Here is a 24,200-nt window from a genome sequence, read left to right on the forward strand (position 1 = left end):
TACGGTTTTTTTGAAACATTAATCGTCTTTTCGCGGGGATCAACATGAAACTAAAATCACTCATCGCAGCGGCAGTACTCGGTGCCGCCTCCATCGGCAGCGCCAGCGCCGCCGCCTACACCGTCAACCTCGTCAATACCACGGGCAATCTGTGGACCAGCGGCTTCAACGCCGTGCCCAGTCCCCTCGGCGACTTCACGGATACCTTCACGTTCACACCGAACGCGACCTTCGGTTCCACCGCACAAGCCTTCCTGGCCAACCTGTCCGTCACGGGCTCGGACAGCTCTTCCATCCACTTCACCGGCGCCAACCTGAACGGCATTTCGCTCAGCGGCTTTGGTGGCCCCACCGTCTTTGGCTATGCCCAGGGCGAAGTCCTGGCGCCTACGAGCGTCCTGTTCAATGGCCCGCTGGTCCTCACCGTCATGGGCAACACCAAGGGCGGCAGCTATGGCGGCGTCTTCAACCTGAACCTGGCTCCCGTTCCTGAACCGGAAACCTATGGCATGCTGCTGGCCGGCCTGGGCATACTCGGCTTCCTGGCGCGACGCCGCAAGCAATCTTGAACGCACCACCAAAAAGACGCTACGGCGTCTTTTTTCATGTGGCTGCTACACTGGCGGCATGACGACCGATTTTATCTCCACCAGCCATACCGCTTTCAGCCACCCTGGCCACCCGCCGGCCACCACCACCGAACACCGCGGCATCCGCTACCTGCACCTGGGCACCAAGTGGGTGCAGGGCGCCATGCGCCTGGACAAGCCCGACGCCATCGAGCTCGAATACGTGCAGATGATGATGATGTGGATGCTGTTCAAGACGCAGCCCAAACGCATCGTGCAACTGGGGCTGGGCAGCGCCGCGCTGACCAAGTTCAGCTACCGCCGCTTCCCCGACGCCTCGGTCACGGCCATCGAACTCAATCCGAACGTGATCGCCATCTGCGGCGCCCAGTTCGCGCTGCCGCCGAACGACGCTCGCCTCGACGTGCGCGAAATGAATGCGCTCGACTTCGTGCTCGACCCGGCCAACCACGACACGGTCGACGCGCTGCAAGTGGACCTGTACGACGAAGACGCGCGCGGCCCCGTGCTCGACACGCCCGAGTTCTACCAGGCCTGCTTCGACTGCCTGACGGACGACGGCATCATGTGCACGAATGTCTTCGGCGACTTCCCCAACTACGACAAGAACCTGCAGGCGATGGAACTGGTCTTCGACGCCGTCGTCTGGGTGCCGGAAATGGAAGATGAAAACATCGTCGTGCTGGCCTTCAAGAAATCGCCATCGCTCGACTTCAGCGAGCTGTACGAACGCGCCGCCACCATCAAGAAACAGTTCAACCTTCCCGCCAAGAACTGGGTCAACGGCTTGAAGCAGTGGATGCAGGATCAGCAGTAAGTCCCATCAGGCGGTGCCCGTGCGATCTCATTCAAGAGCCTCTTCCCATCTTCCTTCGGCGCGATAAAACCCCAGCTTCTTGTCGCCCTTGAAGCGCGCGGCCGTCATCAAGCCAGCGAGCTCGCTGGAGATCAACAGATCGCCCGATTGCGCATCCCTGGCAATCTGCCTGGGCGCCATTGCATCGTCGCGGAAAAACCTGCTCGTGAAATAGATGATGTTGCCCTTGTCATCTCTTTCCGCGATTGAACGCTCAATGTCCACCGTCTGTACCTGGTGCGCCGCATTGACGATGTAAAACGGCTGCTCCACCAGTTCGCCGCCCGCCATGATGCAAGCGGGGGCGAGCAATTCCACGTCCTGGCCGGCGGCGGCGGCGAGGAACTCCGCCAGGCGGGCCGAGACCAGCGGCACCTCACCGAGCAGCCACAGGCAGTCATATTTCAATAGCCGCTCCTTGGGACAGACAAAATGCACGGGTGGCTTGTCCATACCGCTCGGAAAAGGCGCACCCTGCAGCAGATCGAGGTAGTCGAAGTTCGATCCGGCCGTCTCATACGACCCACGTTCCTTGTCGTAGGAACCGGTGAGTTTGTCATTGTAATAAATCGGGGCTTTCCAGCTCAGTATCATGGGCAGTCCTCTTCCGCAGCCTGGCAAAAGCCTATTGTGCCAACTTCGCCTGTCCAGCCGCGCCAGCTTGCGCAAGCACTGCGCCCAGGCGGCGCGCCAGGCCATCCATGTTCTCGGCCGGCACCTGCGCATAACCGAGCAGGAAACCGTTCCAGCCCGCCCCGTCTCCCGTGCCATGCGCGGACAGGGCCAGCGCCACGATGCCGTCCTGCGCGGCGCGGCGGCTCAGCGCCAGGTCATCCCATTGCTTGTCGTGAAAACGCAGCGCCAGGTGCATGCCGGCCGTGCCGCCATGGATGGCCGCGTCCGCACACGCATGGCGCTGCAAGGCTTCGCTCAAGGCGTCGCGGCGCTGGCGGTACAGCCTGCGCATGCGGCGCACATGGCGCGCAAACAGGCCGCTGCGCAGGAACTCGGCCAGCGCCAGCTGTTCGGCCACGCGGCCGCGCGCGGCGCCCTGCGCCTGCATCTGCGCGAAGGCGCCGGCCAGCGCGGCCGGCACGACGATAAAGGCGATGCGCAAGGCGGGAAACATGGTCTTGCTGAAGGTGCCCAGATACACGACGGGCGCGTCGGTCACCAGTCCCTGCATGGCCGCCAGGGGCGGTCCGCCATGGCGAAACTCGCTGTCGTAATCGTCCTCGATGATCAGCGCTCCGGCCGCGCGCGCGCGTTCGAGCAGCGCCATGCGGCGCGCGGGACTGAGCACGCTGCCCGTCGGATACTGGTGCGACGGCGTCGTGTAGATCAGGCGCGGCGGCGTATCGCGCCAGTCCGCATCCGTTGGCGCGATGCCATCGATGTCGACGGCGATACCCGTCACCTGCAAGCCGGCGCCACGGCCCGCCGCCAGCGCGCCGCCATAGCCGGGATGCTCGATCCACAAGGCGTCGCCCTGGTCGGCAAACGCGCGCAGGCAGATATCGAGGCTGCTCTGCGTGCCGTCCGTAATGAACACCTGGCCCGCATCGCAGACGACGCCGCGCGCGGCGCGCAAATGCTCGGCGATGGCCATGCGCAGCTGCGGCTCGCCGGCAGGGTCGCCGTAATTGAGCTGGCGCGGCGTCAGCGCGCGCCACGCGCGGTCCAGCATGCGCCGCCACTGCGCCAGCGGAAATTCGTCGAGCGCAGGCACGCCAGGCGCGAACGCGCCCATGGCATCGGCGGGAAACACCAGCGCCGCGCTGGCATCCTGTCCTGACACGCCGCGCAAATGCCGGGCGCGGCGCGACAAGCCATCCTGGCCACCGCTCACTGGCGACGCCACCGGCACGCCGGCGCCGCCGGCGACGACGGTGCCGCGCCGGTCCGGCAAGACAAAACCTTCGCTGGCCAGTTGCTCGTAGGCGTACAACACGGTATTGCGCGCCAGCCCCAGTTCTGCCGCCAGCACGCGCGTGGCAGTCAGCCGCGTGCCAGGCGCCAGCTGGCCGCTGCGGATGGCCGCGCGCAGGCATTCATGCAGCAGGCGCTGGCGCGGCCAGCCCCGCTCGCGGTGCGTGCGCTCGAACGCGCCCAGCAGCAAAGCGAAATCCATGCATCCCCTTTCATCGTGGCTCTATATTATTTGTCAGTTCTGGATCTTTTTTCAGGGCCAGATGCCGATTATAGTGCGGCCTGCTTCTTCAACCAACCGGACCTCCGCCATGACCGCTACCGCCCTGCCTCCCAGCCCCCGTACCCGCGTGCGCCGCGTCGCCGAACTGGCCAGCTACGAGCAAGCCGCCCTGTACGCCATCGTCGATGCCGCCTACCTGTGCCATATCGCCTTCCACGACGACAAGGGCAGCCATTGCATCCCGACCGCCTGCTGGCGCATCGAGGACCACCTGTACATCCATGGTTCGAACGGCAGCCGCATGCTCAAGCGCCTGCAAGAGAGCGACGTCTGCGTGACCATCACCCATCTCGACGGCCTGGTGCTGGCGCGCTCCGCCTTCAACCACACGATGAACTACCGTTCGGCGATGGTGTACGGGCAGTTTGAAAAAGTAGGCGAGATCGGCCAGCAGCATGCGGCGATGGACGCGCTGATGGAAAAGCTGGTGCCGGGACGCCTGGCGCACGTGCGCGGCGGCAGCGCCAAGGAATACGCGGCCACCACCGTGCTGCGCATCGCGCTCGACGAATATGCCGTCAAGCAGCGCCAGGGCGGCCCGCTCGACGATGCGGACGACATGGCGCACGCCGTCTGGACGGGCGAACTGCCGTTTACGCACGGCCGTGGCGCGGCCATCGCCGATGCGCTCAACACCAGCGACATGCCCGCGTATGCCGCCGCATGGGGTACGGAATCCGCTTGACCGGCCAGCGTGCTTGACCGATGATCGGCGTTGATGGCGATCGCCACCAATTCACCAACCGATCCAATCACGCATGGAGCATATGATGATGAAGCGAGTATCCCTGGCCGCGGCCCTGACGGTCATGCTGGCCTGTGGCGGCAGCGGCGCGGCACTGGCCGCCGATGCGGGCGACGCGGCCCTGAAGGCGGCCATCGCCGGCAACGCGCGCACGCCGGCCAATGCGCTGCGCGACAGCGCCCGCCACCCGTATGAAACGCTGACGTTCTTCGGCATCAAGCCGACCATGACGGTGGTGGAACTGGCGCCCGGCGGCGGCTGGTACACGGAGATCCTGGCGCCCTACCTGCGCGACAACGGCAAGCTGATCGCCGCCGGCAACGACCCGCAGTCAAGCAGCGAAGGTGCCCGCCGCGGCGCGGCGCGCTTCCAGCAGAAACTCGACGCCAACCCGGCCGCTTTCGGCAAGGTGGAAATCGGCGCCTTCGCACCGCCCACCACCTACCGCATCGCGCCCAAGGGCACGGCCGACATGGTGCTCACCTTCCGCAATATCCACAACTGGATACCGATCGGCGAAGCGGGCATGCAGACCCTGTTCAAGGAAGTGTATGACAGCCTGAAACCGGGCGGCGTCTTCGGCGTCGTCGAGCATCGCCTGCCCGCGAACAAGGCGCAGGACGCCACGGCCAGCAGCGGCTACATGCACGAAGCGTATGTGATCAAGCTGGCCGAAGGCGCGGGCTTCAAGCTGGCGGGCAAGTCGGACATCAACGCCAATCCGAAGGACACGGCAGACCATCAGGGCGGCGTCTGGGCGCTGCCGCCCACCTACGCCAACAAGGATGTGGAGCGGGCGAAATACACGGCCATCGGCGAGAGCGACCGCATGACCCTGAAGTTCGTCAAGCCGTAGCGACTGACAGGCGGTGCGCCTGCCTGGCGCGCCGCCAACTGAGGTGATGCCTACACGTGGATGCCATACACGCCGCACAGGCGTTTCACCAGAGCACAATCGTTTTCATTGCCGTCAGCGAGACAAGAATCGCGGGCTTCTTCACACGTTTCACGCGAAGGCAAGGCATACGCGGAAGAACTGATGGCGCCGGCAAAACCGACGGCGGCGCAAAAGACAAATACAGCTTTTTTCACATTGATCATTTTTATCCCATTCCCAAGAGTTACGTCGTTATAAGAACCACTGGAAGACAAAAAACGCAGCCGCCAAAAACCGCCTGTCGATAGACGAATTTTATGGCGCATGGAAATAGTAGCACCTTGAAAAGTTAGTAAATACGCAAACAAGAAATCAAGATAACGTTTCTTTTTCATCCCTTTTCATGAAATAAAAACCGGCCCGGCGCCCTTGCGCAGCGCATTTGCATGGCGACAGGCGAAAAAAAACCGCAGGCCAGGCTGCGGTTTTTGTATCGACATCTTACTTCTTCACTTCCTTCGGCTTCACCGGCACCAGGCTCAAATCCTGGAAGTCGTAGCTGAAATCCGTTTCGGCCGACACGGGCGCCATCTTGACCCGCTCGATGCTGCCATCGGGATTAAGCGAGAACGTCACGTAGGCGTCGGCGTTGAAATTGCGCTCTTTCCAGCGCACGATGAAGGTGTCGTGCTGCCAGTGTTCCAGCTCGCCAGTCAGGTCCGGCGTGCGCGTAAAACTGAGGATATGTTTTTTCCCTTCCGGCTTGATCACGACCTTGCCGTACCAGGCGTCTTCATACTCGCCGTCGTACGCCGCCAGCGGCAGCGAAGGCTGCGATTTCGCCGCGCGCGCGCTCGACGCCTTGCCCTGCTTTTTCACTTCTTCCGCATGCTGGTCCTGCTCCACCTTGGCCACCAGCGCCAGCCAGTCCGACGGCGCCGCCTGCAGGTAATGGTCGAGGATGCGCCATTGCAGCGCCGTCATCGAACCGCCATTTTCCGCATTGGTGAGGATGGCCACGCCCAATTTCGCTTCCGGCACCATCACCACGCGCGAATAAAACCCCTGCAGCGCGCCGCCGTGCATGGCGACCTTCATGCCCTTGTAGTCGCGCAGCTGGAAGCCCAGGCCATACGCGCTGAAGTTCGGTTTCGTCGCGGCCAATGCCGGTTTCGGCTCGGGGATCTTGATCGGCGTTTGCGCCGTCCACATTTCGCGGCCCTGCTTTTCGCTGAACAGGCGCGCTTCCTTGCCGTCCTTGCCCTGCACGCCGGCGATCTTGCCGCCGTCGAGCAGCACCATCATCCACTTGGCGATATCTTCCGCATTCGTATTGATGCCGACGGCGCCCACGGCGTTCGGCACGGGCATCGACTTGACGGCGGCGATCTTGCCGTCGATCTTGCTGTGCGCGCTGGCGACGTCGGGATTGCCCGCATTCTCGGCCAGGCTGGTGGTGGTGCCCGTCATGCCCAGCGGCGCCAGGATGCGCTCATGCATGGCCTCGCCCCAGCTTTTCCCCGCCTTGTCGGCGATGATCTTGCCGGCCACGATATACAGCAGGTTATCGTAGGCATAGCTGTTGCGAAAACTCGTGGCGGGACGGATGTAGCGCAGCTTCTCGATGATCTCGTCGGTGCTGAACGTGGTGGTGGGCCACCACAGCAAGTCGCCGGCGCCCAGCCCCAGGCCGCTGCGGTGCGTCAGCAGATCGCGGATGGTCATGGCGCCCGTCACGTAGGAATCGTGCATCTGGAAGCCGGGCAGATGCTTGGTGACGGGATCGTCCCAGGCCAGCTTGCCCTCGTCGACCAGCATGGCCAGCGCGGCGGCCGTAAAACCCTTCGAGTTCGATGCCACTTCGAACACGGTTTGCGCATCGACGGCGGCCGGTTCGCCCAGCTTGCGCACGCCAAAACCCCTGGCGGTGACGACCTTGCCATCCTTGACGATGGCAATCGCCATGCCGGGCACGTCGAACACTTTCAGGGCGGTGGCGACGTCGCGCTCAAGATCGAAGGCAGGCGCAGGCGCAGGCACCGGCGCTGCTGCAACGACGGGGGCGGCGTCAAATGCCAGCGCCGGCACGGCGATGCTGGAAAACGCCAGCACGATGGCGGCGGCGAGACGGTTCATGGTATGCATGGTCTAGATGTCCAAAGAAAGGTTCAATGCGCTTGCGCGGCCATCAATTTATCGACGCTTTCCTGCGTCACCGGGTGGTAGCGTTCGCGCGCCTGCGCATACACGTCCTTGGCCCAGGCATGGCCTTGCGGCGTCTTCATCAAGGCGCTGTACAGGGGCACGACGAACTTCTGACGGCCCACGCTCAGCAGGAATGCCTGCAAGGGCTGGCGCACGTCGTAGCCGGCGTTCACGGAGGCCAGGTAGAAGCGGTAGGCCACTTCATTGTTGCCGCTCTTGCCCACGCCGTAGACCTGGTCCAGCTCACGCAATTGCGCCGCGCTAGCCTTGTTGTTGATGTCGTTCAGGAAGTGCATCGATTCGATGGCGATCCACTTGTCCATGCCCAGGTCCTTGGTGGCCAGTTCGCCTTTCAGCCAGGCGTCGCGGTGCTGGTCGAGCAGCGCCAGGCGCGGCGAGACGACGCGCTGCGCGCTGGCCGGCACGCCCGTGCCATACAGCCATTCATCGAGTTCCGCTTCCGGCATCACGTCCGGATGCTGCGCCAGCAGGTTCTTGCGCAGGTAGGCGATGAACTGCTCCGTCGTCACGCTCTGGAACGCATGCTGGTCGAACCAGCCGCGCAGGAAGGGATCGAACACGGCGCGGCCGGCGCGGCGCTCCATGGTGGCCAGGAACCACGCGCCTTTCGGGTAGATGATGCCGTCGTCCGTGTACGTTTCCGCCGGGTTGGCGTCCGCGTCGCGCGTGATCAGCGCCGTTTTCGCGGCCGGCAACTCCTTGATCGACGCGGCCAGTTCTTCCTGATCGACCTGCACGCCCATCTGCGCCACGTCGCTGCCATACAGCTGCTCGACGATGCGCGTCGTGACGTAGGTGGTGAAGCCTTCGTTGAGCCACATGTGCTTCCACGAGGCGTTGGTGACCAGGTTGCCCGACCACGAGTGGGCCAGTTCATGCGCGATCAGGTCGACCAGGCTGCGGTCGCCCGCGATCATGGTCGGCGTGAGGAAGGTCAGGCGCGGGTTTTCCATGCCGCCGTAGGGGAACGACGGCGGCAGCACGATCATGTCGTAGCGCCCCCAGCCATACGGGCCATACAGCGCTTCGGCTGCCTGGATCATCTTTTCCGTGTCGGCCAGCTCGTATTCGGCCGCCTTGATGCGCGGCGGTTCCGCATACACGGCGGAACGGGGACCGAGCTTGCGCACTTCCAGTTCGCCGATGGCGATGGCCAGCAGGTACGAGGGAATCGGCTGCGGCATCCTGAATTTCCAGCCGCCCTTGCCCGTCGCCTTTTCGTCGTTCTCGGCGCTCATCACGACGCGCATGCCGCTTGGTGCCTCGATGCGCGCGCTATACGTAAACCGCACGGCCGGCGTATCCTGCGACGGCACCCACGAGCGGGCGTTGATGCTTTGCGACTGGCTGAACATGAACGGCAGCTTGCCCGACATCGTCTGCTGCGGCGTGAGCCACTGCAGCGCGATGGCGTTCGGCGCCGTGTGATAGTAGACGCGCACCTTGCCCGGCTGGCCCGTGGTGGTGATGCGCAGCGCCTGACCCTTTTCCGGGTCGGCCTTGTCCAGCTGGTACGGCGCCATCTGCCAGGCGCCGCGCTTGTCCTGTACCTGCACCTTGGCGATCGACAGATCGCGCGTATCGAGCACCAAGGTGCGCGCCGCCGGGTCGATCCAGTTCAAGGACAGCTCGGCATAGCCGGAGAGCGTCTTTTGCTTGAAATCGGCTTTCAGGTCCAGCTGCAGGTCGCGCGTGCGCACCTGGTCGTAACGCGCGTAGCTGAGGGGGTCGGCGTGCGCGGCCAGGGTCACCTGGCAAAATAGCGCACAGCCCAGCGCGCGCAGGAAGGTCAAAGTTTGCATGGTCGTCTTTTGAATGATTTGCGAAAGCCCCGGTCCGTGTGCGCCGGGGCGTCGCGCAGAATAGCACTTCCGGCGCAGGCCGGCAGAAAAAAGCGCCGGACTGGCCGGCGCTGTTTCCCTATTTTGCTTCTGCCCTGGCTTGCGGCTTGGCCTCGGGCGCCTTCAGCGGCACATTAAAATCCTTCATCAGGTTATGCTTGTCCCGGTCCTGCTTGAACAGCTCCAGGCGCGACGGCGTGATCTTTCGCGGCCAGGCGTTATTGCTGGTGTCGATGTCGGCCGTTTCCCAGTACGGGTCCTGTACCAGGCCCACCATCGGCTCGTCCGTGATGATCACCTTGCTGATCTTGTGCGGCGCGTAGCGCCACACTTCGGCCGGCACCCGCTCGATGATTTTCTTGCCGCTTTTCAGTTCGATTTCCAGGATCAGCGGCATCACCAGGCCGCCGAGATTCGAAAAGTCGACCAGGTACAGATGCTTGCCCATGTTGTGCTGTTCCAGCAGCTTTCTCTCCCACGGCTCCAGCGTTTCCTGCTCTTCCGCATAGCTGTTGCGGTCCTTGTTGGTGACCGTGAATTCATCGTGCCGGTTATAGAAATCCTTCAGCGCGGGATCGGTATCCACCTTCTTCGGCAGCGCCTTGTTGCGCTGGTCCGAGATCGAGATGGGCTGCGCCTCCTTCTGCGCCTTCTTCCACGCTTTCTCGACCTCCGGATTCTTCGTGCTCACGCCGTATTCGCTGATGCCGTCGATGCTGATGTCGACCGCATCGGTGGTATAGAACCAGCCGCGCCAGAACCAGTCCAGGTCCGTGCCGGAAGCGTCTTCCATGGTGCGAAAAAAGTCGGCCGGCGTCGGGCGCTTGAACTTCCAGCGCAGGGCGTACTGCTTGAAGGCGAAGTCGAACAGTTCACGCCCGAGGATGGTTTCGCGCAGGATGTTCAGGGCCGTGGCCGGCTTGTCGTAGGCGTTCGCCGTGAACTGCAGCAGGGACTCGGAATTGGTCATGATGGGCACCTGGTTCTGGCTGCGCATGTAGTCGACGATCTTGCGCGGCTCGCCATTCCAGGAGGGGAAATGCTCTTCCCACGCCTGCTCGGCCAGGTACTGCAGGAAGGAATTGAGGCCCTCGTCCATCCACGTCCACTGGCGCTCGTCCGAGTTGACGATCATAGGAAAATAATTGTGCCCCACTTCATGGATGATCACGCCGATCAGGTCATATTTGGCCGTCTTCGAATACGTGAGTTCCCCCGTCTTCTTGTCCTTCACGGGGCGCCCGCCATTGAACGCAATCATCGGATACTCCATGCCGCCCACGGCGCCATTGACGGAAATCGCATTCGGGTACGGATAGTCGAAACTGTACTTGTTGTACTGCTCGATCGCATGCACGACGGCGCGCGTGCTGTACTGCTGCCACAGCGGATTGCCCTCGTTCGGATAGTAGGACATGGCCATCACGCGCTTGCCGCCGCTATCGAGCCCCTGCGCATCCCAGATGAACTTGCGGCTCGAGGCCCACGCCACGTCGCGCACGTTGGCCGCCTTGAAGTGCCAGGTTTTCATCCCCGCCACTTTGCCCTTTTCCGCCGCCAGCGCCTCGGCGGGCGTGATCACCAGCAGCGGCGTCGCGCTGTTTTTCGCCCGCGCCAGGCGCTCGCGCTGCGCCGCGCTCAAGACGGCGGCAGGGTTTTGCAGCTCGCCCGTGGCGGCCACCACGTGGTCGGCCGGCACCGTCAGGTACAGCTCGTAGTCGCCAAACTCCAGCGTGAATTCGCCGGAGCCGAGGAATTGCTTGTGCTGCCAGCCGACGGCGTCGTAATACGCGGCCATGCGGGGGAACCACTGCGCGATCTGGAAAATCGTGTTCTTGTCGTCTTCAAAATACTCATAGCCGGAGCGCTCGACGAGCACCTTCTGGTCATTGATCTGATACGACCAGTCGATATTGAACGTGACGCTCTGGCCGGGCGCCAGCGCCACCGGCAGATCGATGCGCAGCATGGTCTGGTTGACGACATACGGCAGCGGCTTGCCGCTGGCCGCTTTCACGGCGCTGAGCTTGAAGCCGCCGTCAAATTCGCGCCCCGCATAGATGGCGCGCAAGTCCTCGAATTTCAGCGCTTCGTCTTCGTTGCCGCTCAGCCAGGCCTGGCGCGACGGCGCGCTCAGGACGCGGCGCTGGTCGGCATCCTGGCGCAAACCGTTCTGGTCCAGCTGCAGCCACAGATACGCGAGGCTGTCGGGCGAACGGTTGTGATAGGTGATCTGCTCGCTGGCCGTGATGGCGCGGCGCGCTTCATCGAGCGTGGCGCGGATCACGTAATCGGCGCGCTGCTGCCAGTAGGCGTGACCGGGCGCGCCGGACGCGGTGCGGTAGCTGTTCGGCGTGGGCAGCAGCTCTTCCAGCTGGCGGAACTTGTCGTCGAAGGGCGCGGCGGCGCACAGGCCGGGCAAGGGAGCAAACAAGGTCAAACACATGGCGAGCAAGCGGACAAGGACCGGCATGGCGCATTCCATCTGGGAGTCGTGGACAGAACTGCATTCTAAGTCGAGTCTGTTTGCAATCGGTCATTGTTGTGGAAGTTCCACACGCAGCACGTCACCGGCGGCCGGCGGCACTGGCGCAGAAACACGCATAGGCGTATGATGTGCCTCGAACATTGGGGAGTAGTCGTCCCGCGGTCCTGCCGCGGGAACCTGTATCAACATGATTGGCCCGCAGGCCATGGTGCAGGTGGTTGCAAAACTTGACGAGACCATTGATCCAGGGCGGCCGCATGGGCCGGAGTCGCCCGTGGATCATTGGTTAATTCGTCCGGCCCGCGTACCTCTTGCACTCTCATGGAAGCATTCCTCATCTCCACCGGCATCGTCGGTCTCGCTGAAATCGGCGACAAAACCCAACTCCTGGCCTTTCTGCTGGCCGCCAAATTCCGCAAGCCTTTGCCCATCGTGCTGGCCATTTTCGTCGCCACCGTCGCCAACCACGCGTTCGCCGCCGCCGTCGGCGCCTGGATCACCAGCATGCTGGGGCCCGACGTGCTGCGCTGGGTGCTGGGCGTGTCGTTCCTGGCCATGGCCGCCTGGACCCTGATCCCCGACAAGCTCGATGAAGACGAGACGAAACTGGCCAGGTACGGCGTCTTCCTGACCACCCTGATCGCCTTCTTCATGGCGGAAATGGGAGACAAGACGCAGGTGGCCACGGTGGCGCTGGCGGCGCGCTACCACGATATCGTTTCCGTCGTGCTGGGCACCACCTTCGGCATGATGCTGGCCAACGTGCCGGCCGTCTACCTGGGCGACAGGATCGCCAACCGCGTCCCGCTGCGCCTCGTGCATGGCATCGCGGCCCTGATCTTTGCCGTGCTGGGCGTGGCCACCCTGCTGGGCGCGGGCGCGGCGCTGGGATTTTGAGACAGCCTGGATAATTTCTCATTTACAATATTCATGCTCATAATTACAATGTCGGCGACATGAATACCGGCGCGCCGATCCGGAACGGTCAGCGCGCTTTCTTGAGGAATATATGCAGTTGAACAGAAAAGCGGCGGCGCTGTGCCTGGCCGCTTGCGCCAGCCACCTCCCCGCCGCCATGGCGGCACCCTTGCACCGCCACCAGACGGCAATGCCATCCGCGCCAGAAGTGCGCACGCGCGACCTGCTGCTGTTCGGCGCCGGCCTGGTCCTGCTGGCAGGCCGGCGCCGCCCCGAGCAGGAGAAGTGGCAAGACACAACGACGAGACTACAGCAGCAGTAGCACCGCATACTCGCGGCCCTCGTCGCGCAGGGCGATGCTGTTGCCGCCCTGTGCCACGCCATCGAGCGACAGCCCCGCAGGCCGCCGCTGCGCCTGCTCCACCGTGATGGCATAGCTGCTGGCGCCGAAGCGGTAATACAGCTTGAAGCTGTCCCATTCGGCCGGCATGGACGGCGCCAGGCGCAGCACGTTCGCTTCGCGCGTCAAGCCGAGCAGGGATTCGACGATCAGGCGGTACAGCCAGCCCGACGATCCCGTGTACCAGCTCCAGCCGCCGCGTCCCACGTGCGGCGCCACGGCATACACGTCGGCCGTCACCACGTACGGTTCCACCTTGTAGCGCGCCACCGCCTGCGCGTCGGCGCCATGGCGCACGGGATTGATCATGCGCAGCAGCTCCCACGCCTTTTCGCCGTCGCCCATGCGGGCAAACGCCATCGCCGTCCAGATGGCAGCATGCGTGTACTGCCCGCCGTTTTCGCGCACGCCCGGCACATAGCCGCGGATGTAGCCGGGATTGAGGTCGGCCTTGTCGAACGGCGGGTCGAGCAGCTGGATCACCCCGGAATCGCGGCGCACCAGACGCGCGTCGACCTGGCGCATGGCGCCGGCGACCCGCTCCTTGTTGGCGGCGCCCGACAGCACGCCCCAGCTTTGCGAAATCGAATCGATCTGGCATTCCTCGTTCGTGTGCGAACCGAGCGGCGTGCCGTCGTCGAAATACGCGCGCCGGTACCACTCGCCATCCCATGCATGCTCCTCGACGTTGGCCGCCAGTTTCACGGCTTCGTCGCGGCAGAACTGGGCGAACGCAGCGTCGCCGCGCAGCATGGCCACTTCGGCGAAACGCTGCAGCACTTCGTACAGGAAGAAGGCCAGCCACACGCTCTCGCCCTTGCCGTGTTCGCCCACCTTGTCCATGCCATCGTTCCAGTCGCAGGAACCGATCAGCGGCAAGCCGTGCACGCCCATGCGCAAGCCATGGCGGATGGCGCGCACGCAATGCTCGTACAGATCGGCCGACTCGCCCGAACGCACGGGCAAGTCATAGTAGGAATCCTCTTCCGGCTTGACGGCCCGTCCCTCGATGAAAGGCGCCACTTCCGACAGCACGTTGACGTCGCCCGTGGCGATCACATAGCGGCAGGCGGCCAGCGGCAGCCACAGGTAATCGTCGGAGCAGTGCGTGCGCACGCCCCGGTCCGACGGCGGATGCCACCAGTGCTGCACGTCGCCTTCGACAAACTGGTGCGCCGCGCACAGCAGCAAGTGCTTGCGCAGCAATTGCGGCGCCGTGTGGATCATCGCCATCGCGTCTTGCAGCTGGTCGCGGAAACCGTAGGCGCCGCCCGACTGGTAATAGCCGCTGCGCGCCCACAGACGGCAGGCGATGGTCTGGTACATCAGCCAGCCATTGGCGATCACGTCGAGCGACGGGTCTGGCGTCTCGATGCGCACGGCGCCCAGGGTGCTTTCCCAGTGCGCGCGTACCGCGTCGAGCGCCATGCGGGCCGCTTCCTTGCCCGCATGGCGCTGCACCATGGTGCTGGCGTCGGCATTGCGGCGCCCGCCCACGCCGAGCAGGAAGACGATTTCGCGCTCCTGTCCCGGCTGCAGTTCGAACGGCACCTGGATGGCGGCACACTGGTCCAGCCCCGTGCCCGCCTTGCCGGACAGGCGCACGCGGCGCAGCGCCGCCGGCTGCGCCAGGCTGCCGTTGCGGCCGATGAATTCATTGCGGTCGCAGGTAATCGAGCGGATGCTGGCGTCCGTATTGAAGAAGCCGACGCGGCCCGAAAACTCCGTGTTGTAGTTATTGCGCGCAAACAGCGCGCCGCTGATCGTGTCGACTTCGGTGGCCACATGCATGCCGGACTTCGCGCGCAGGTCGGCCATCACCCATTCCACGTAACCGGTGACGGACAGGCGGCGCGGCACGCCGCTGTTGTTGCGCACCTTGATGACCGAGTATTTGACGGCCGCATCGAGCGCCACATAGGTGCACAATTCGGTGGCGATGCCGCCTTCGCTGTGTTCAAAAATGCTGTAGCCGAAGCCGTGGCGCGTCACGTAGTCGCCGCTGCCGCGCGCCGGCAGGGACGAGGGCGACCAGAACTGGCCGGTCTGCTCGTCGCGCACATAAAACGCTTCGCCCGACAGGTCGGACACGGGGTCGTTCTGCCATGGCGTGAGGCGGAATTCATGCGCATTCTCGCTCCACGTATACGCCTGACCGGCTTCCGAGACCACCGTGCCGAATTGCGCATTGGCCAGCACGTTCGACCACGGCGCCGGCGTCTGCTTGCCTTCTGCCGTGGTGATCACATATTCGCGCCCATCGGGCGTGAAACCGCCCAGGCCATTTTCCAGGATCAGCTCGCGCTGCGGCGCCCGGTGCGGCACGCCGCCATGCTCGCGCGCCGGTTCCTGCAGCAGCGGCGGCATGCGCAGCACGGGGCTGGGCGGACGCTTGACCTGCTCGGCCAGAGTGCCGCGCAAATCGCTGATGATGGCGCGCGCCACCGATTGCAGCAAGATGCGGTCTTCATTGGCGATCTGTTCGGCCAGGCGCACGAAGATTCCGCCCGGGCGGTCGATCGCCTGGGCATCGATGCCCGACGCGATCAAGCCCATGATCTGGTCGTGCAGCAGCTGGCGGTAGCCCGACTGCTCTTCGCACCAGATCACCAGGTCCACCACCAGGCCTTTCAGACGCCAGTAGGCATGCGCCTGCACCATCTGGCGCGCCAGCTCGATATTGGCCACGTCGCGTATCTGCAGCAGCACGATGGGCAAGTCGCCGGAGATGGCATACGCCCACAGGCCGGACTGGCCGCGCTGGTTCTTGATCAGGATGCTCGCTTCGGCGCGCAGGGCCGCATTCGGGTAGATCACGGCGTTGGCCAGGCGCGCATACAGCTGCGCGTCCGCTTCGCTGGCGTTCAACTGGCGCAGCACCACCTGGCTGTGCGTCCAGGCCAGTTCGAACACGCGGTCGGCCAGGTGGCGGTCCTGGTATTTGTCGATCAGGTGCAGGGCCGCCTCGCGCTGCTCCACCATGCCGGTGACGCTGTCGACCGTGATGGCCTGGTCGGGTTCGAGCGTGATGACGTAGCGGATGGCCACGATGGGATCCAATACGGAACCGTGGCCGCCGCTCAATGGGCCGCTGTCCTGCAGCGCCTGCGGCAGCTGCGCCGTGTTGCCGCGGCCGATGAAGCGCGCGCGGTCCGTCTCGAACGACACTTCGTAGCGCTCGATATCGTGCACGGTCATCACATGCAGCAGCCACGGCATCTGCTCGTCTTTCGAGCGGGGCCGGCGCGTGCATAAAATCGCCTTTTCATGCGCGAGGATTTCCGTCTGCACGAACAGCTTGCTGAACGCGGGGTGGGCCGCATCGGCCGCCGCCGGCGCCATCACCACTTCGGCAAAGCTGGTGATCTCGATGCGCCGCTGGCGGTTCGAATTATTGCTGATGCGCGTGCGGCGGATTTCGATGTCGTCCTCGGGCGAGACGACGATTTCCGTGTACAGGTCGAGGCCATGGTCGGCGCGGCGGAACTCCGCGCGGCCCTCGGAAAAGATCACTTCATATTTCTTCGGTTCGGCCAGGGTCGGCTGGTACATGGTGGACCACACGGCGCCGTCGTCGAGGTCGCGCAAGTAGCAGAAATTGCCCCAGTTGTCGCGCGTGCTGTCTTCGCGCCAGCGCGTCACGGACAGGTCTTTCCAGCGGCTGTAGCTGCCGCCCGCATTGCTCACCATGACGTGATAGCGGCCATTCGACAGCAGCTGCGTTTCGGGCACGGCGCTGTTGGCCTGCGTAAGGATACGCATCGGCATGGCCTGCTCGGGCGCGCCGCTGCGCAGCACCGCCAGTTCGGCCGTGTTCGAGTAAAACGCGCCGGCCTGCGGCGTGCGTTCCTGCAGCACCAGCAAGGCCGATTGCAGCAGCGGATCGGATTCGAAACGGCGCTGCATCGGGCGGTCGTGCAGCAGGTAGCTGAGGGCCAAAAAGCCCATGCCCTGGTGGTGCACCATGAAGGAGCGGATGATGGCGCTGCCCTGCCCGCGCGGCAGGCGCGCGGTGGTGAAATCGATCGCTTCAAAAAAGCCGTAGCGGCCCATGTAGCCGGCCGCCTGCATGCGCTGCAGGTTCTGGCACGACGCTTCCGGCTGCACCATCAGGCCCATCATGCTGGCATACGGCGCCACCACCAGGTCGTCGGCCAGGCCCCGCTTCAGGCCCAGGCCCGGCACGCCAAAGGCGCGGTACTGGTAATTCAGGCTGGCGTCGACCGTGTTGTAGCCGGACTCGGAAATCCCCCACGGCACGTCGCGCTGGCGGCCATAGTCGATCTGCGCTTCGATGACGGAGTGGTAGGTCTGGTCGAGCAGGGTGTTCGGGTAGTTCGGCATCACCAGGAGCGGCATCAGGTACTCGAACATCGAGCCGCTCCACGACAGCAGCACGGGCTGGCCGGCCACCATGCACAGCTGGCGGCCCAGGGCGAACCAGTGCTCCTGCGGCAACTGCCCCTGGGCGATGGCGATGAAGCTGGCCAGACGCACTTCGGAAGCCAATAAATCGTAATAGCTGGGGTCCAAGCGCCGTTCGCTGACGTTGTAGCCGATGGCCAGCAATTTGGTCGACGGGTTGTACAGGAAGCCGTATTCGATCTGCGCGAAGTCGCGCGCCTGGCCCGCCGCGTGGGCGATGTCGCGCATGTGGCGGCCCGCCTGTTCGCGGCCCTGCGCCAGCAGGGCGGCCAGCTCGGATGGCGTGCCTTCGGGCACCTCCAGGTTGGCCAGTTCGCGCAGGGTCGGCACGCGCAGCCACGCCGCATCGATGCCCGCCAGCGCCGCCCACGGCGCCAGTTGCAGCAACTCGGCCAGCACCGCGCGGCACTGGCGCGCCAGCGCGCCCGTCCACATCGACAGCTCGCCATCCTCGCTTTGCAGGGAAAGCGACAGCAGCGCATCGGCTGCGCCGTTCGCGGCGGCGAGATAAGCATGCCATTCGGCCAGGGTGGCGGGCGCGGCGGGCGCCTGCAGCAGGCTCATGCTCTCGCGCATGGCCTTGCCCTCGCCTTCGGCGGCGATGAATTCCTGCAGCACCTGCGCCGTCGTGCGGATGCCCTGCACCACCTGCGCGCCGATGATGGGAGCGTCGTACAGTTCCACCAGTCCCGGCTGCAAGGTCAGCAGATGGCCGGCGAGGTTGCCGCTGTCGACCGTCGAGATATACATCGGCTGCAGCGCCTTGAGCGTTTGCGTGTCGTACCAGTTATAGAAGTGGCCCTGGAAGCGTTCCAGCTCGCCCATGCTGTGCAGGGTGGCGCGGCTGCGCTCGATCAGCTGGCCCAGGGTCACATAGCCGAAATCGTAGGCCGTCAGGTTGGCCAGCAGCGCCAGGCCGATATTCGTCGGCGAGGTGCGATGCGCCACCACGAGGTTCGGATGCTCCTGCATGTTATCGGGCGGCAGCCAGTGGTCGTCCGGCCCGACGAAGGTATCGAAATACGCCCAGGTCTTGCGCGCCACGCCATGCAGGAAACGTCCCTGCTCGGCAGACAGGCGCGCCACGGCCCGCTCGATGGGGCGGCTGATCCACCAGGCGATGGCGGGCGCGGCCAGCCACAACAGCAGCACCACGGCGGCGGCGGGCAAGGCTTCCGGACGCCAGTAGAGTAAGGCGCCGAAGGTGGCCAGCGCCAGCGCGGGCGAGCACCACATGGCGCGCCAGCTGTCGGCCTGCGAACCTGACGATACATGCAGGTTCGAGGCGCGCCAGTCGAGCAAATGCTTGTGCGACACGCCCAGGCGCCACAACGTGCGCGCGATGGCGTCCAGGCTGATCCAGGCCTCATAGGGCAGGAAGACGAGGGTCAGCATGGCGTGCGAAAACTGCACGCCGCAGCGCCGCTCGAACGCGGCCAGATGCTGGCGCCACAGGGTGTCGCGCGGTTTGCGCAGCAGGTCGTACAGGGCCGAAAACACGGGCGGCAGGAAGATGATGGCCAGCACGGCCGCGCTCCAGAAGGCCACGTGCGGCAGGAAGCCCCATACCAGCAGCAGGGACACGGTGGTAGCCGGCGCCACGACACTGCGGCGCAGGTTGTCGAACAGCTTCCAGCGCGACAGCATCGACAAAGGATTGCGTTCACGCTTGCCGGCGCGGCCCGGCACCCGGCCCAGCAGCCAGCCGATCAGCTGCCAGTCGCCGCGTATCCAGCGCTGGCGGCGGCTGACGTCGGCGTCGTAGCGGGCCGGGTATTCCTCGTACAGCTGCGAGTCGCTGAGCAAGCCGGCGCGCAAATAACAACCTTCCAGCAAATCGTGGCTGAGGATTTTATTGTCTGGCAGGCGCTGGCCCAGCACGCGCTCGAACATGTCGAGGTCATAGATGCCCTTGCCGATGAACGAGCCTTCATAAAACACGTCCTGGTACAGGTCGGAGACGGTGCGCGTGTACGGGTCGATGCCCGGTTCGCCGCCGCACAGCAGCTCGTAGCGCGAGGCGTTCGCGCTGGGCAGGGCCACGGCCACACGCGGCTGCAGGATGCCGTAGCCGGCCACCACGCGCGTGCCGGCCGCATCCAGCACGGGACGGTTCAGCGGGTGCATCATGGTGGCGATGAATTCGCGCGCCGCGTCGCGCGGCAGCTGCGTATCGGTGTCGAGCGTGATCACGTATTTGATCGTGCGCAGACCGCGCAACTCGCCTTCCACCAGCGAGAATTTGTCGCGCGCGCCGCCGCGCAAAAACGCGTGCAGGTCGGACAATTTGCCGCGCTTGCGCTCCTGCCCCATCCACGCATTCTGCTGCGAATTCCACAGGCGCGGACGATGCAGCAGCAGGAACGGCCCCGCATGGCCCAGCTCTTCCGGGTCGGCCGGGTCGCCGTTCTCCGTGAGCTCGGCGCCCTCCACGCGGTATTTCTCGTTCAGGCCACGGATGGTCTCCTGCGCCTGGCGCAGCAGGGCTTCGTCGCCGGGCAGGGTTTGCGTCTGCGCATCGACAAAGTCCGTCAGCAGGCAGAAACGCAGGTTCGGATCGCGGTTGGCGAGATAACGCACTTCCAGCGCCTCGCACAGGGCCGCCACGTTTTCCGGGCTGTAGATCAGGGTCGGCACGACGACGATGCCGCGCGCATCGGACGGAATGCCGGACTGGTAATCCATGCGCGGCAGCGGATGCGGCGACGTCATCAGGGTTGCCAGCCAGTTCACCACGGCCACGGCCAGCTGGCTGCTGCCCAGCAGCGCCAGCGCACCCAGCGCCGCCAGGGGCCAGCCCTGCACGCCATGGCGCACGGCGCGCTCGAGCAGCAAGGCGCTCGTCGCCAGGGTCAGGAACGAGATCGCCCCCAGATAGACGGCCAGCGGCGCGGCGCGCGCCGTATGCTGCAGCGCCTCGATGAAGGGCAGCTTGGCGCCGGCCTGCTTTTCCAGCACCAGCACGCCGCGCCCGACCAGGTAAAAGCCGATGTGGCCGCGGCGCGCGTCATTGCCGTTGCCGTGCGTGTGCGCCAGCTGCACCACCATCTCGGCCACTTCCACTTCGCTGCGCGCGCTGCGCTTGGCGATGCGTTCGATGGCGTGGCGGTAGCTGTCGCGCGTGGCGAAATCCATCAAGCCATACGTGCCGGCCGGGTCCAGGCGCAAGGTTTGCTCGACCACGCTCATGGTCTCGACGAACTCCTGCCAATCCATGGTGCCGAGAAAACGCAGGCTGCCGATGCTGTTGGCGATCGAGACCTGGTCGGCCGCCTGCTGCCCGATCTCGGACTGGATCTGCTGCTCGATGGTGAGGCCCGACTCGGCCAGCTTGTGCGTCAGCCACGACAGCGCCAGGGTCAGCGAGGAACTCTGTCCCTGCAGGCGGCGCGACAATTCGGCCACGAAGGCGCTGGTCATCGGCGGATTCGAACGGGCCATGTCGGCCACCAGCAGGATCAAGCCGCTGGGATTGCGCTCGGCGATCTCCGTCATCTGGTCGGCCCAGGTATTGGCCAGGTCGCGCTGCATGCGGTCGTCGGCCACGCGCGCGGCGACGCGGCGCAGGTTTTCGATCAGCGCCAGGCGCAGCATGATGGGCACGGCCCACAGTTCGCCCAAGGTCAGGGTGGCCACGTCCTGGTAAGCCTCGACGAAGTGGCACAGGTTTTCCAGGTCGACGCGGCCATCGCCGTGCGAGATGATTTCTAGCGCGATCTTGTACACGCGCGGGCAGCCCGCATCCACGCCGGAACCCAGCCGTGGCAATTCCTTGCTGTAATTCTTCGGCAAGTGGCGCCGCGTGGTGCGGATCTGCTCTTCGATCAGGTAAAAATTATCGAGCAGCCATTCCGAGGCGGGCGTGACCTGGCGCCCGCTTTTGACAGTCGCCGTCAGCTCATTGACGGTGGCCGTGATCAGGGCCGCATTGTCGGCCAGGCGCGCCAACAGGCGGTCGCGGCCATGATGCCTGCCCACCGCATGGCCGGCGGCCACGTGCTTGCCGTGGGCGGCCATCTGCATGGCGCTGAATAATTCGGAACGCAGGGGCAAGGCATCGTCGCGCGCGGCGTCGAAGGTGTCCGGTGCAAGGGAATGGTCGCGGAAGATTTCTTTGACTTTGGAAATCTGTTCCTTGATCTGCTGCGTGACAACTGCTGTGTACTCTTTCAACTTGGCCTCGCTAGGTGCGCGCAGGCAGCCAGCGACCACCGTCACGCTGGCCCAGTCGGGAAGAACACGATCGGACACTGGCGAAGACGGAAAGCGAAGCGCCGGAGCGTTGCGACGAATCTCAGGGTGTAGGGAGATTTTCTGAACTTCATCGTAGGGGCGCCCTGCACGCAAGACCGTGCGCTAGCGTACATACCCGGTGCTTTAGGGGCGTAGCGGCGAAGAAATCAGTAAGTGAAACGGGAGAAAAATGCCTAGAGGAAATGAACAGGAGAAAATGCACGACGCGCACCGTGCCGATGATGACACGGTGCAATATTTCAAAGAGGAAAGTTCACGCCATTCAGGCGGCGATGGCCAGCGGGTGGCGCGTCGCTTCCGCCATCGCCATGCCGCCGTCGAGTTGCCATGCCGCGCCGTGACCGAGGCGGCGCAGGCAGGCGGCGGCGCGTGCGCTGCGGTTGCCGCTGCGGCAGAAAAAGACCAGCGGGCGCTGCGGCTGCTGCAGCCAGGCGGCCACCTGTCCCGCCAGACGGCTCAGCGGTACGCTGCGCACCTCGCAGCCTTCGAACACGGTGCCGGCGCATGCCGCGTGTTCATACGCTTCGCGCACGTCGACGAGGATGGCGTCGGGATGCTGGCGCAGGAAGGCGGGCAAGCCGGCCGCATCGAGCTGCAGTGCGCTGGCGGCGGCCTCGCCTTCGCGCACGGTGCCGCAGATGCTGCCGTCGTCGCCGGACGCGCACAGCACGGTATCTTGCGTCAGCAACGCCGCATCCAGCAAGGGCGTCAACGCTGCGGGCGCCAGGTTGCCGATGAAGGCGAAGCGCTGCTCCAGCAGATACACATGGGTTGCGCCGCACTCGATGCGGCGCAGCCGCTGCTGGCCCAGCGCCAGCTCACCGTCGATATCGACGTGGCCGACCTGTTCGATCTGCAGTTCCTGCAGCAGCGCCAGGCGCGCGGCGCCATGGTCCGCTGGCGCCGTCGTGTGCACGATGGCGCGCAAGGCCAGGTGCTGGCAGCGGATGAAGGCGGCCAGGCGCGGCACGAGCGCGGCGGCGGGATCGATGACGACGCAACTGGCGCTGGCGGCATCGCTGAGCAGCCAGGTGCACTGGCCGTCGACGCTCAGCTGGATTATGCCGTCCTGCGGCGATGGCGCCAGCGCCGACGGCAGCAGACAGCTGCTGCGCAGCGCTTCGCCGCAGCGCTCGATGCGCGCGCAGGCGGCGCTAACCGTCGCCGCGTCGATCAGGGGGCCGAACGACAGACGGATGGCGGAACTGGCGCGCCATTGCGGCACGTGCATCGCTTCCAGCACATAACTGGGCAGCGCCTTGGCGGCGGAACAGGCGCTGCCCGAGCTGACGCGCACGCGCGCCGCGTCGAACAGGTCCAGCAGCTCTTTCGAGGACAGTCCAGGCACGGAAAAATTGAGCGTCGTCGGCAAGGACAAGTCGAACGGCATATTGAAAACGATGCCGGGGAACGCCTGTTCCAGGCTGGCCACCAGCTGCTCGCGGAACGAGGCCAGGTCGGCGTGGCTGCGGAAGGTCTTGCCATCGTCCAGCGCGGCGAGCACGGCACCCAGCGCAGCGATGCCGGCCATGTTTTCCGTGCCCGAGCGCAGGCCCGCTTCCTGGCCGCCGCCCATCATCAAGGGCGTAAACGGGGCGCCGGCGCGCACGTACAGCATGCCGATGCCCTTGGGCGCATACAGCTTGTGGCCGGAAAACGGTGCGTAATCGATGCGCGTGGCGGCCAGGTTCAGTTTCAGCTTGCCCAGCGCCTGCACGCAATCGACCATCCAGTAGGCATCGGCGCCCCGTTCCTGCAGCAGTTGCGCGATGGCGGACAAATCGCTGACGACGCCCGTTTCATTGTTCGCCGCCATCGTGCACAGCATGGCCGCGTCGCCGATCAGCGCATCGAGTGCCTGCAGATCGTGGCGCCCCTGCGCATCGACGGGCAGCTTGCGCACTTCCAGGTTCAGGCCCAGCAGGCGATTCCAGTGCGCCAGGCTCTCCGGCACGGCCTTGTGCTCGGTCGCGCCGTACAGCAGCAGGCTGCCGATGCGCTTGCCCGCGTCGCGCCGTTCGCGCAGCGCGCACAGGGCCGACAGCACGGCCGTCTGGATGCCTTCGGTGGCGCCGCTATTGAACATCAGGCGGCCATCGCCCACGCCCAGCAAGCCGCTGGCGCGCCGGCGCACGCCATCCATCATGGCCTTGGCCTGCAATCCCGTGGCGTGGGTGCTGCTGGGATTGCCATAGCCCTGCTCCATCGCTTGGCGGGCAGCGGCAACGGCGGCGGGCAGCACGCAAGTGGTGGCATTGCTGTCGAGGTAGATTTCTTTCATGATGGCAGTCCGAGTATTCTATGAAAAGGGCGCAGTTAAAAAGGCGCAGCGCAGGCGGCTGGAACATCTCGATAGTCTACCGGCCTG

At 64.9% G+C, this 24,200-nt stretch carries 14 protein-coding genes and 1 riboswitch; of the genes, 6 read left to right on the forward strand and 8 right to left on the reverse strand.

Annotation, left to right across the window (positions count from 1 at the left end; all coding sequences use genetic code 11):
* The first annotated feature begins 44 nt into the window (after positions 1–44).
* Together ACQ4WQ_RS13850 and ACQ4WQ_RS13855 are read left to right on the forward strand one after the other, a co-directional pair.
* Positions 45–569 carry an FxDxF family PEP-CTERM protein gene (locus tag ACQ4WQ_RS13850; protein ID WP_436497801.1) on the forward strand — a complete coding sequence of 175 codons (525 nt, stop codon included), beginning with the start codon at positions 45–47 and terminating at the stop codon, positions 567–569.
* Positions 570–627: 58 nt separating this feature from the next.
* Entirely contained in the window at positions 628–1,407 is a 780-nt protein-coding gene (locus ACQ4WQ_RS13855) for a spermine/spermidine synthase domain-containing protein (RefSeq protein ID WP_436497803.1), read from the forward strand.
* A 27-nt stretch (positions 1,408–1,434) separates the two neighbouring features.
* On the opposite strand, the gene ACQ4WQ_RS13860 is transcribed toward ACQ4WQ_RS13855, so the two are convergent.
* Both ACQ4WQ_RS13860 and pdxR read right to left on the reverse strand, forming a co-directional pair.
* A complete protein-coding gene (locus ACQ4WQ_RS13860) occupies positions 1,435–2,040 on the reverse strand; it encodes a hypothetical protein (RefSeq protein WP_436497805.1) in 606 nt (201 codons plus the stop codon).
* A gap of 31 nt (positions 2,041–2,071) precedes the next feature.
* On the reverse strand, positions 2,072–3,577 hold the full coding sequence (gene pdxR, locus ACQ4WQ_RS13865; RefSeq protein WP_436497807.1) for a MocR-like pyridoxine biosynthesis transcription factor PdxR: 1,506 nt from the start codon (positions 3,575–3,577) through the stop codon (positions 2,072–2,074).
* Between the two features lie 109 nt (positions 3,578–3,686).
* Here pdxR and ACQ4WQ_RS13870 point away from each other — a divergent pair, with 109 nt between their 5' ends.
* Both ACQ4WQ_RS13870 and ACQ4WQ_RS13875 read left to right on the forward strand, forming a co-directional pair.
* Positions 3,687–4,343, forward strand: a complete 657-nt coding sequence (locus tag ACQ4WQ_RS13870) for a pyridoxamine 5'-phosphate oxidase family protein (RefSeq protein ID WP_436497809.1) — start codon at positions 3,687–3,689, stop codon at positions 4,341–4,343.
* A gap of 85 nt (positions 4,344–4,428) precedes the next feature.
* A complete protein-coding gene (locus ACQ4WQ_RS13875; RefSeq protein WP_436497811.1) occupies positions 4,429–5,259 on the forward strand; it encodes a class I SAM-dependent methyltransferase in 831 nt (276 codons plus the stop codon).
* A gap of 50 nt (positions 5,260–5,309) precedes the next feature.
* Here the strand turns inward: ACQ4WQ_RS13875 and ACQ4WQ_RS13880 are convergent, their stop codons facing one another.
* From ACQ4WQ_RS13880 to ACQ4WQ_RS13895, 4 genes are all read right to left on the reverse strand, one after another.
* Complete coding sequence (locus ACQ4WQ_RS13880) at positions 5,310–5,675, reverse strand: hypothetical protein (protein WP_436497813.1); 366 nt, start codon at positions 5,673–5,675, stop codon at positions 5,310–5,312.
* A gap of 106 nt (positions 5,676–5,781) precedes the next feature.
* Positions 5,782–7,425, reverse strand: coding sequence for a serine hydrolase (locus tag ACQ4WQ_RS13885; RefSeq protein ID WP_436497815.1), 1,644 nt, complete (start codon positions 7,423–7,425; stop codon positions 5,782–5,784).
* A gap of 23 nt (positions 7,426–7,448) precedes the next feature.
* On the reverse strand, positions 7,449–9,308 hold the full coding sequence (locus ACQ4WQ_RS13890) for a M1 family metallopeptidase (protein ID WP_436497817.1): 1,860 nt from the start codon (positions 9,306–9,308) through the stop codon (positions 7,449–7,451).
* A 118-nt stretch (positions 9,309–9,426) separates the two neighbouring features.
* Positions 9,427–11,820 carry a M1 family aminopeptidase gene (locus ACQ4WQ_RS13895; protein WP_436497819.1) on the reverse strand — a complete coding sequence of 798 codons (2,394 nt, stop codon included), beginning with the start codon at positions 11,818–11,820 and terminating at the stop codon, positions 9,427–9,429.
* Between the two features lie 145 nt (positions 11,821–11,965).
* Positions 11,966–12,135, forward strand: a riboswitch (yybP-ykoY riboswitch).
* Positions 12,136–12,156: 21 nt separating this feature from the next.
* Here ACQ4WQ_RS13895 and ACQ4WQ_RS13900 point away from each other — a divergent pair.
* Positions 12,157–12,732: a TMEM165/GDT1 family protein gene (locus ACQ4WQ_RS13900; protein WP_436497821.1), complete on the forward strand. Its 576-nt coding sequence runs from the start codon at positions 12,157–12,159 to the stop codon at positions 12,730–12,732.
* A gap of 112 nt (positions 12,733–12,844) precedes the next feature.
* Positions 12,845–13,075 carry a hypothetical protein gene (locus tag ACQ4WQ_RS13905; protein ID WP_436497823.1) on the forward strand — a complete coding sequence of 77 codons (231 nt, stop codon included), beginning with the start codon at positions 12,845–12,847 and terminating at the stop codon, positions 13,073–13,075.
* On the opposite strand, the gene ACQ4WQ_RS13910 is transcribed toward ACQ4WQ_RS13905, so the two are convergent.
* Complete coding sequence (locus tag ACQ4WQ_RS13910) at positions 13,061–21,688, reverse strand: glycoside hydrolase family 94 protein (RefSeq protein WP_436498332.1); 8,628 nt, start codon at positions 21,686–21,688, stop codon at positions 13,061–13,063. The genes ACQ4WQ_RS13905 and ACQ4WQ_RS13910 overlap by 15 nt on opposite strands.
* A 406-nt stretch (positions 21,689–22,094) precedes the next feature.
* On the reverse strand, positions 22,095–24,113 hold the full coding sequence (locus ACQ4WQ_RS13915) for an aminotransferase class V-fold PLP-dependent enzyme (protein ID WP_436497825.1): 2,019 nt from the start codon (positions 24,111–24,113) through the stop codon (positions 22,095–22,097).
* Positions 24,114–24,200: the final 87 nt, after the last annotated feature.

The sequence above is a fragment of the Janthinobacterium goodfellowi genome (assembly GCF_051380695.1).
Classification (GTDB): domain Bacteria; phylum Pseudomonadota; class Gammaproteobacteria; order Burkholderiales; family Burkholderiaceae_D; genus Janthinobacterium.

Excerpts from the sequence above, each read along its gene's own strand:
- ACQ4WQ_RS13850 (WP_436497801.1), top strand. The coding sequence starts at position 45 with ATGAAACTAAAATCACTCATCGCAGCGGCAGTACTCGGTGCCGCCTCC.
- ACQ4WQ_RS13915 (WP_436497825.1), bottom strand. The coding sequence starts at position 24,113 with ATGAAAGAAATCTACCTCGACAGCAATGCCACCACTTGCGTGCTGCCC.
- ACQ4WQ_RS13870 (WP_436497809.1), top strand. The coding sequence starts at position 3,687 with ATGACCGCTACCGCCCTGCCTCCCAGCCCCCGTACCCGCGTGCGCCGC.
- ACQ4WQ_RS13895 (WP_436497819.1), bottom strand. The coding sequence starts at position 11,820 with ATGCCGGTCCTTGTCCGCTTGCTCGCCATGTGTTTGACCTTGTTTGCT.
- ACQ4WQ_RS13860 (WP_436497805.1), bottom strand. The coding sequence starts at position 2,040 with ATGATACTGAGCTGGAAAGCCCCGATTTATTACAATGACAAACTCACC.
- ACQ4WQ_RS13900 (WP_436497821.1), top strand. The coding sequence starts at position 12,157 with ATGGAAGCATTCCTCATCTCCACCGGCATCGTCGGTCTCGCTGAAATC.
- ACQ4WQ_RS13855 (WP_436497803.1), top strand. The coding sequence starts at position 628 with ATGACGACCGATTTTATCTCCACCAGCCATACCGCTTTCAGCCACCCT.
- pdxR (WP_436497807.1), bottom strand. The coding sequence starts at position 3,577 with ATGGATTTCGCTTTGCTGCTGGGCGCGTTCGAGCGCACGCACCGCGAG.
- ACQ4WQ_RS13875 (WP_436497811.1), top strand. The coding sequence starts at position 4,429 with ATGATGAAGCGAGTATCCCTGGCCGCGGCCCTGACGGTCATGCTGGCC.
- ACQ4WQ_RS13890 (WP_436497817.1), bottom strand. The coding sequence starts at position 9,308 with ATGCAAACTTTGACCTTCCTGCGCGCGCTGGGCTGTGCGCTATTTTGC.
- ACQ4WQ_RS13885 (WP_436497815.1), bottom strand. The coding sequence starts at position 7,425 with ATGCATACCATGAACCGTCTCGCCGCCGCCATCGTGCTGGCGTTTTCC.
- ACQ4WQ_RS13905 (WP_436497823.1), top strand. The coding sequence starts at position 12,845 with ATGCAGTTGAACAGAAAAGCGGCGGCGCTGTGCCTGGCCGCTTGCGCC.
- ACQ4WQ_RS13880 (WP_436497813.1), bottom strand. The coding sequence starts at position 5,675 with ATGAAAAAGAAACGTTATCTTGATTTCTTGTTTGCGTATTTACTAACT.